The following is a 7,685-nucleotide window of genomic DNA, read 5'->3' as shown; positions in this document are numbered from 1 at the left end:
GCTCCGAGAAGAGTGCTGCCACGTGCTCATTCCGAACCCACCGTAAGAGCAAGTTCTGTTCAATCGCGGTCCGCAATGCCCCGCCGCAGTAGCGGCGGATGACCTGCGCCAGGCCTCGCATCTGCGCCGTGGAGATATCCCCGAGGCGCAGGCGGATCGTCACGACCACATACCCCTGCTGCTTTTGCGGCAGCACGTTGGTGAACTGCCACCGAGAAAATGTCCCGTTGACCCCGCCCTGAAGGGCGGGGTGAACCGACGGTGTCGGGGGCTGCTCTGCCACGTCGACGTTGTCCATGCCGGGATACGAATAGCTGGGTAGCTTGTCACGCTCGGCGAAGACTTCGTTGCGGAACGCCTCAGGCCCTAATCGCTTGACGACGAATTTGATCCTGGCTTGCGCCTTGTTCTTGCGGTCGCCGAGCCGATCATGCACGCGCACGACGGCCTCGCAGGTGCGCAGCAGCTCGCTCGTCGGGGTGAATGGCTCCAGCAAGATCGCCTGCATCGGAGCGGCACCCAATCCGCCGCCGACATAGAGCTTAAAGCCCGGAACGCGCTTGCCCTGCCATTCGCCAAACGCCGCCACCGCCCCGATGTCGTGGATCGCTGTCTTGGCATGATCCTGCGGGCAGCCTTCGAAGGCGATCTTGAATTTCCGCGGGAGCTTCTGGCTCGCCGGATTGCGCAGAAAATGCTTCGTGACCGCATCGGCATGCGGGGTGACATCAAAGAGTTCGGTCGGGCTCACCCCGGCATACGGGCAGGCCGTGACATTGCGCACGCTATTGCCGCAGGCTTCGCGCGTCGTGAGGCCCGCCGCTGCCATGCGCGCCATCGCCAGGGGAGCCTCTCTCGTCGGAATCCAGTAGAGCTGGAAGTCCTGGCGGGTCGTCACGTGGGCGATGCCCTTGGAGTACTGCTCGGCCACATCCGCTACCGCCTCGAGCTGCTCGGCGGTGAGGTGGCCTGAGGGAATCTTCACCCGCATCATGTGGATGTCTTTGGTGGCCCGGATGCCATAGGTGCCCATGTGCAGGCGGCGGGCCTTGAACTCATCCGGCGTGATCTGCCCGAGGAAATATTGCTCGACCAAAGCGCGGAATGCCAGAATTTCCTCGCGGCTCGCCTGCGGCGCTTCGCTCAAAAATTCCTCAACACGCTTATCCAGCAGATTCTCAGCCATCGCAACCCTCGCGCGTTGTCAGCATCATCATCGGCTCCCCCCACTGCTCCGGCTGCGTAAGTTTCCACGGCGCCGTCGAGCCATCCGGCCTAAAGCGCAGGCCGCCATCCCCCCCGAATAAGAGGAAGGCCACGCCATCGCCGGAATCATCCACCTTCTGGATCATCGCCGGACACCGGCGGCCATCCGCCATCCAGCCGGTGACCTCGAACCACTCCGGCACCCCGAGCGTTCGCTCAAGACGAATGCGACGCACCGGCTGCGGCGGTTCCAGCTCATGGAAGACGCGATCCGTCGCGTCGCAATTGGGGTTGTGGGGAATTTCGATGAGGCGCATAGCTCTGATTATTATAGCAAAAGCTATGCCGGGTGTCGTCGAGAAGCGTCGCGGGCGGGCTCGCGTTTGACGCGCTCATGAAGCCGCTCAAACGCTTCAGGATCCGCCGGGCGCAGGATCACGGGAAGCGCAAACGCCAGCCAACTGCCGGCCGCCGAAATCCAGCACGCCGCGGAGATCCCCACCAGGAGGAAAAAATGCGCCGGATCGTAGGGCGCCATCACCCGGGTGATGACCGCGCTGAGCACGCCGGCGGCCACCACCCGCAAGATCCACAGCGGCTGGCGCAGCCGATGCGGCTGACCCCCATGGCTGAGGACGACCATCGTCGCCACCGAAAAGACCATTAAGGTAAAACCGCCAATAAAGGTCACATGCAGCCAGCCCACGCGGTAGCGCGGCCACAACGCCGCCCCCCAGAGGCCGAGCACGAGCGCCCACAACGACGCCCACAGCAGCCGCACATACCCCTCGGCTATGCGCGGGGGAATCGGCGGCAGCAGAAACTGCGTGGTCCAGGCTAATTCCGCGGTGACGACGGCCGCGCGCAGCAGGTAGGCGAGCCGGACCGCTCCCTGCCCCTCGAGCCAAAAACTCCACAAGAGCCAGGCACCCGCGAAGAGATGCAGCAGCGCGCGCCGCAGCCGCAGCCGCTTAACCTGGCGCGCCGACGCCGTGGCCATCACTGACGCGAGCCCCCGCCCCATGAGGCGGGGTGCTAGAAAGCCGCCGACGCCGAGGATGACAGAGAGCACGAAGCCTTGCTGGACCATCTGACGTCCCGCGATGAGCGCGCTCGCCGGCAGCCGTCCGGCCTGCCCGCCGATGAGCAGCAGCGCACCCAGCACGCCGTGCACGATGGCGATGCCGACCCATACAAACTCCGTCGGCGGACCCGTGCTAGCCTTACGCTTGGCAAAGCGGCGCCCGGCAAAGACGGCCACTCCGACGAGGATGGCGATGAAACACCACTCGGCCGCCATCCAGCGGCCGAGGGAGAGGAGGATGGGTTGCGCCGCGGCGAGCGACAGGAGGACGAGCAGCTCAAGCGTCGTCGATGGCGTGGCGGCGGCGAAGCGCGGCAGGGCCGTCAGCAAGAATCCGACGATGATGCACGTCAGAAAGCCGCCGACTTGCATCCACGCATGGAAGAAGCCGGAAGCGGCCGCCGCAACACCGGTGGCATACCCCAGCCAATGGCCCACGCCGATGAGGCCGAGGAGGACGCCGAGAGGAAAGAAGAGGCGAAATGGTTCTCGTCGAACATCCTGCCAGCCGATCATGACGTGTCGTTGGGATGCGAAATGCGGACGTTAGGCCGCGCAGGCTGACGCCTGCGCTACGGAGGGACTATACGCGCAGCAGGGCTCTTCCGTCAAGTAGTTGCCGGTGGCGGCATAGGCGCGCGCGCGGCAGCCGCCGCAGACGCGTTTATACTCGCACGCGCCGCACTTGCCTCCCAAATCCTCAGGATCCCGCAGCGCCTCAAAAATTGCGGACTGATGCCAGATGTCGGAAAATGGCGTTCGCGTGATGTTGCCCGAGGAGAGCGGCAGGTAGCCGCACGGAAAGACCTCCCCGGTATGCGAGACGAAGCAAATACCCGTGCCCGCCAGGCAGCCTTTTGTCAGCGTCGAGAATTTCGAGAGCCGCTGGAGCTTGCCGATGCTGCGGGATTGCGCCAAGATCCGATAATATTGCGGCGCGCACGTCGCGCGCACAAAGATGCGCTGCTCCATCGCCCGCTCGAAGAGCCAATGCAGCACGGTCTCATATTGCTCGGACGCTAATTGCTGCTCCGCAGGGATCGTCAAGCCGCACCCCACCGGCACGAACATGAAGACGTGCCACGCTTCGACGCCGAGCTCGACGACCCGCTGATAGATCGCCTCCAATTCTTGGATATTGTGCAGGGTCACCGTCGTGTTGACCTGCAGGCCCATGCCGCGCGCGCGCAGCCGCTGAATCCCGCGCACCGCGCCGTCAAACGCTCCTTGCTGCTGGCGGAACGTATCGTGCGTGTTCGCCTGCGCCCCATCGAGGCTGATCGAGACGCGCTCAAATCCGCTGGCGATGATCCGATCCGCCGTGGCGTCATCGACCAGGGTGCCGTTGGTCGCCAGCGCAATCGGCAGCTCCCGGCTCTTGGCGTAGGCGGCCAGCTCGAAGAGATCTCTCCGCATCAGCGGCTCGCCGCCGGAGCACACGAGCACGGGGCGACCAACACCCAGCAAGCCATCAATGAGATGGCGCTTGACCTGCTCGGCGGTCATGTCCCGCCTGGAGAGCGCCTTGGCGACTTCCAGCCGCCGGCAGTGGCGGCATTCCAGATTGCAGCCGGTGGTGGTTTCCCAGAAGACCAGCCGAGGTATCACGGATTGACCCATTGAATTGGCGATGGGGGAACTATCCATTGCTGCCGCAGCCGTCTCATGTGCTCATTGACTTCATAAAACGTGGGCGGTTCATACGTCCACCCGGCTTTGAGGCGCTGATCTTCCTGGCGCAATTTGGACCAGACGAACCGCCCGGCGAGCGGTGCGACCAACCGGGCCTTCAGGCCCACCTCTCGTTTAATCTCATCCAATAACCCGGAGAGCTTGCGCACCAGCTCCGGGTTGTGCGCGCTGAACCACCGCCGCGCGGCCCAGAGGGTGGCGGGAAACGACACGGCCAGATCTCGCGCTTCCCACGTGAAGCGATTCCGGACCCGCACATCGGCATAATCTCGATAGCGCTTCCAGCCGGCCAGGACGGTCCGCGCGATGCGCAGCACGCTCGGGCCGTTGACCTCAAAATCCCGCCGGAACGCCTTCAAGATGAACTCGCTCTCCTGCCCCTGCTGGATATGCGGATGGAGGTGCCTGAAGATGGCCTGCCCGTGGATATCCCCCTCCTGATACGTGCTGGGGTCTTTCAGCGTTTGCTTGGCCGCATGCTCCGCATACAGGGCGGTGCCGGGAATCGGCGTGTAGAGCATGAACTGATGAAAATCAGTGCTGTGGCTGACGGCGTATTCGATGGCTTCGTCGATGTTCTCCGGGGTGTGCTCCTCCAGCCCGATGATGCTCGAGCCCAGCACGCGGATCCCATGCGTTTGCAGCGTGCGGACGAGCGTTGGGGTATCCACACCGCTCAGCTTCGCGTACTGGCTGTTCTTGCCTTCCAGCCCCATCCAGACCCACGAAATGCCTAAGCGCACCAGCTCTTCGATCTGGTACGATTGCACGACCCGGGCCGAGCTGAAAATATACAGCGACCAGGCCTTGCCGTGCTCTTCGATCAGCTCCAGCAGCCGCAAGGCGCGCTTGCGGTGCAGCAAGAAGTTTTCGTCCATGACGAAGAAGGAGCGCACGCCCATCTGCCGCTCGATGCCGCACATGACGTGGAAGAGCTCATCGCCGGTCTCGTAAAAATTGATGAACTTGCCCTTGCCGCCGAACATCGCGGAGGTGGCGCAAAAATTGCACCCCATCGGGCAGCCGACCGAGGGAATCAGGGTGGCCGCGGCTTCCCGCCCGCTGTTTTTCACATCCACACCCATCGTCCGGGTATTGATCGCGGAGGAAATCAGCGGATGGCGGATGGGCTGGTCGGCCGCCTCGCCGAGGAATTGGCGAAACCACCGCACCCCCTCCCCGGGCACGACATAATCCGCCTCGACGTCCTTGCGGAGCCCGGGTTTGTTCGCCACATGCCCTCCCACGACAATCGTGGCGGAGGGCAAATGCTTGCGCACGAGGCGGCACATCGCCTTGACTTTCTCGACATTCGGCATGATGGAGCTCACTCCGACGATGTCATAGGGGTAATGGCGCAGCTCGTCCACAAAACGATCCAGTGTTGGAAAATCCAGCACCGTGCAGGGGGCGCTGATGTTCGCCTGGATCAGCATAATGCCCCAGGAGCGGTGGAACATGCGCAAGGAAAACGGCCCCTCCGCGCGAGTCACCTGGTTCTGGTAGAGCTCCATCGGATTGAGCGCTCGGCTGCCATACGCGTCGTCCTTGGCGTACGGTCCGAAGACGCTGGTCAATAAGATCTTGGCGCGCGTGCCTAGCGGGTGAAGCGGTGGGGACATCATCGGGAAACCTCCGTGGCGTGCGTGACGTGTTCAAGCGTTTCATCATCCGTCAGATAACACGACGGGTCTTCCGCCCACGGATCGCCCGTGGCCTGCAGCGCTCGCACGCGGAATGCGCCGCCGCACATCTGTTTCCACTGGCAGGCTCCGCAACGGCCTTTGAGCAGCGGCAAGCGGTTGCGCAACCCGGCCAGCAGCGGGTCGTCATTGTCGGTCCAGATCTCGCTGAACGGCCGCTGCCGGACATTGCCGAGCGAATGGGTCTGCCAAAATTGATCCGGATGCACGAAGCCCTCGGCATCGATGTTGGCGATGCCGATCCCCGAGGAGTTCGCCCCGCCGCCGTTCCACTCGATGAGCCGGCGGGCGAGCTCCGCCCGTCCCGGGTCTTGCTGCAGCAGCCGCAGATAGAGGTAAACGCCGTCCGCATGATTATCGACGGTCAGCACCTCCACCTCCTGCCCGAGATTCTGCAGCGCGATCGTCCACGCAAAGATCTGATCGAGCGCCTCGCGCGTTTCCTCGTGGCTCAAATCATCTTTCGCGATCCGGCTGCCGCGCCCCGAATAGACCAGATGGTAAAAGCACACGCGATCGATGCCCTCGCGCTCCACCAGCTCGAAAATCTGCGGCAGCGCCTCGAAGTTGCGCCGCGTGAGTGTCAGCCGCAGCCCCACGCGCTGCCCAAGCGCCTTGAGGTTCCGCACCCCGGCGAGGGCGGCGTCAAACGCCCCGAGCTTGCCGCGGAACTGGTCATTCACCTTGCCCAGTCCGTCGAATGAAATGCCCACATATGTGAAGCCGGTCGCGACGATGCGCTCGGCCGCGGGCTGATCGATGAGCGTGCCGTTCGTGGAGAGCGTTAACCGCAATCCTTGGGCTCGCGCCGCCGACGCCAGCTCGAAAAAATGCGGGTGGTGCAATGGCTCGCCGCCGGACATGAGCAGGGCCGGAATCTGAAACCGGGCCAGATCCTCCAGCATCTGCCGGGCCTCATCGACCGTCAGCTCATTTGGATACTGGCGGTTTTCCGAATCGGTGTAGCAGTGCACGCAGTGGAGATTGCAGCGACGGCTCATCGTCCAGACGACGATCGGCCGGCGGCTCTGTGCTTCGCGAGGAGCTCCGTGCCCCTGCCCATAGCGCAAAGCATCGCTGCCGCTGGTGAGCCCGCAATACAGTTTGGTGATATTAATCATGTTGTGGCTCGCTGCTCCGTGGGGATGGGATTCGTGTACGGCCAGCCGCCGTCAGCGGTGGTAAAGGCGCACGGCAGCACGCCGCATGCTTCCTCTTTTTCCAAGCAGTTGACGATGCGCCACGTCCCGCCGGGAGGCCTCGTCATGATGGCCCACACTTCTTTTCCGAGCAGCGCGCACATCTTCGGCGCGTACTGACATTCCACCGTCTTCGCCCTCGCCATGTCCCCCTCTCCTTAGGCTCGCTGAACAAAAATTTCCCGGCCGGCTTCCGCATCAAGTGCCAGGTCGGTCTCGCCGATCCGAATCACCAGGGCCGGCTGCCGCTGGCGCACGGACACCGCGGCACCCGGGGCCACGCCGAGCGTGCTGAGCTGCCGCCAATAGCGATGGCGCGACGTGCGGACCGATTCCACCGTCGCCGTCTCACCAATCGGCAAGCATTCCAGTGGCACCTCCGACATTGGAGACAGTCCCCACAGGGACTCTCTCCGCGCTTGAGCCCGAGTTTGCCGACGCTGTTGCCATCGGCGCCACCACGTCACGAGGAGCGAGGCTTCCGGCCACTGATAGCCGCAATTCGCGCAGCACGTCAGGTCGCACCCCGAACTGAGCGGACACCGCGCGCACGCCGTCGTCTTCTGCTCCGGCCGTATCACATAGCCGCACAAGGGACACTGGATCATCCCACCCCCTAGCGCATCGCCGGAGGCGATTGCTCGGCCCAAGGGCCGAGCGGTGCCGCTGCGCGGCACAGCGCTAGGGGGTGATAGCATGAAAACGCTGGGTCGCTTGAACGCTGTCATACTGGCACCAACCGACAGGAGGTGCCGCGATGACATCCATCGCAGTGAACACGGTGATCGGGATGGACATTGG

At 63.7% G+C, this 7,685-nt stretch carries 8 protein-coding genes; all 8 read right to left on the bottom strand.

What is annotated here, in order from left to right; genetic code table 11:
* Window positions 1-1,186, bottom strand: a 1,186-nt coding sequence (locus HY737_09230; protein ID MBI4598565.1) for a nitrite/sulfite reductase, incomplete at its 3' end; no start/stop codon positions are given.
* Window positions 1,179-1,523: a hypothetical protein gene (locus HY737_09225; protein MBI4598564.1), complete on the bottom strand. Its 345-nt coding sequence runs from the start codon at window positions 1,521-1,523 to the stop codon at window positions 1,179-1,181. The genes HY737_09230 and HY737_09225, both read right to left, overlap by 8 nt.
* Before the next feature lie 23 nt (window positions 1,524-1,546).
* A complete protein-coding gene (locus HY737_09220; GenBank protein ID MBI4598563.1) occupies window positions 1,547-2,806 on the bottom strand; it encodes an NnrS family protein in 1,260 nt (419 codons plus the stop codon).
* A 30-nt stretch (window positions 2,807-2,836) separates the two neighbouring features.
* Window positions 2,837-3,910 carry a radical SAM protein gene (locus HY737_09215; protein MBI4598562.1) on the bottom strand — a complete coding sequence of 358 codons (1,074 nt, stop codon included), beginning with the start codon at window positions 3,908-3,910 and terminating at the stop codon, window positions 2,837-2,839.
* On the bottom strand, window positions 3,895-5,607 hold the full coding sequence (locus tag HY737_09210; GenBank protein ID MBI4598561.1) for a cobalamin B12-binding domain-containing protein: 1,713 nt from the start codon (window positions 5,605-5,607) through the stop codon (window positions 3,895-3,897). The genes HY737_09215 and HY737_09210 overlap by 16 nt, the downstream gene beginning before the upstream one ends.
* Complete coding sequence (locus tag HY737_09205; protein ID MBI4598560.1) at window positions 5,604-6,806, bottom strand: radical SAM protein; 1,203 nt, start codon at window positions 6,804-6,806, stop codon at window positions 5,604-5,606. The genes HY737_09210 and HY737_09205 overlap by 4 nt, the downstream gene beginning before the upstream one ends.
* Window positions 6,803-7,030 carry a hypothetical protein gene (locus tag HY737_09200; GenBank protein ID MBI4598559.1) on the bottom strand — a complete coding sequence of 76 codons (228 nt, stop codon included), beginning with the start codon at window positions 7,028-7,030 and terminating at the stop codon, window positions 6,803-6,805. Before HY737_09200 ends, HY737_09205 begins: the two co-directional genes overlap by 4 nt.
* A 12-nt stretch (window positions 7,031-7,042) precedes the next feature.
* On the bottom strand, window positions 7,043-7,582 hold the full coding sequence (locus tag HY737_09195; GenBank protein MBI4598558.1) for a ferrous iron transport protein A: 540 nt from the start codon (window positions 7,580-7,582) through the stop codon (window positions 7,043-7,045).
* Window positions 7,583-7,685: the final 103 nt, after the last annotated feature.

The sequence above is a fragment of the Candidatus Omnitrophota bacterium genome (assembly GCA_016209275.1).
GTDB lineage: Bacteria > Omnitrophota > Gorgyraeia > Aquiviventales > Aquiviventaceae > JACQWM01.
The sequence above is the reverse complement of the archived record's forward strand: the minus strand, read 5'-3'. Positions and strand labels throughout refer to the sequence as shown.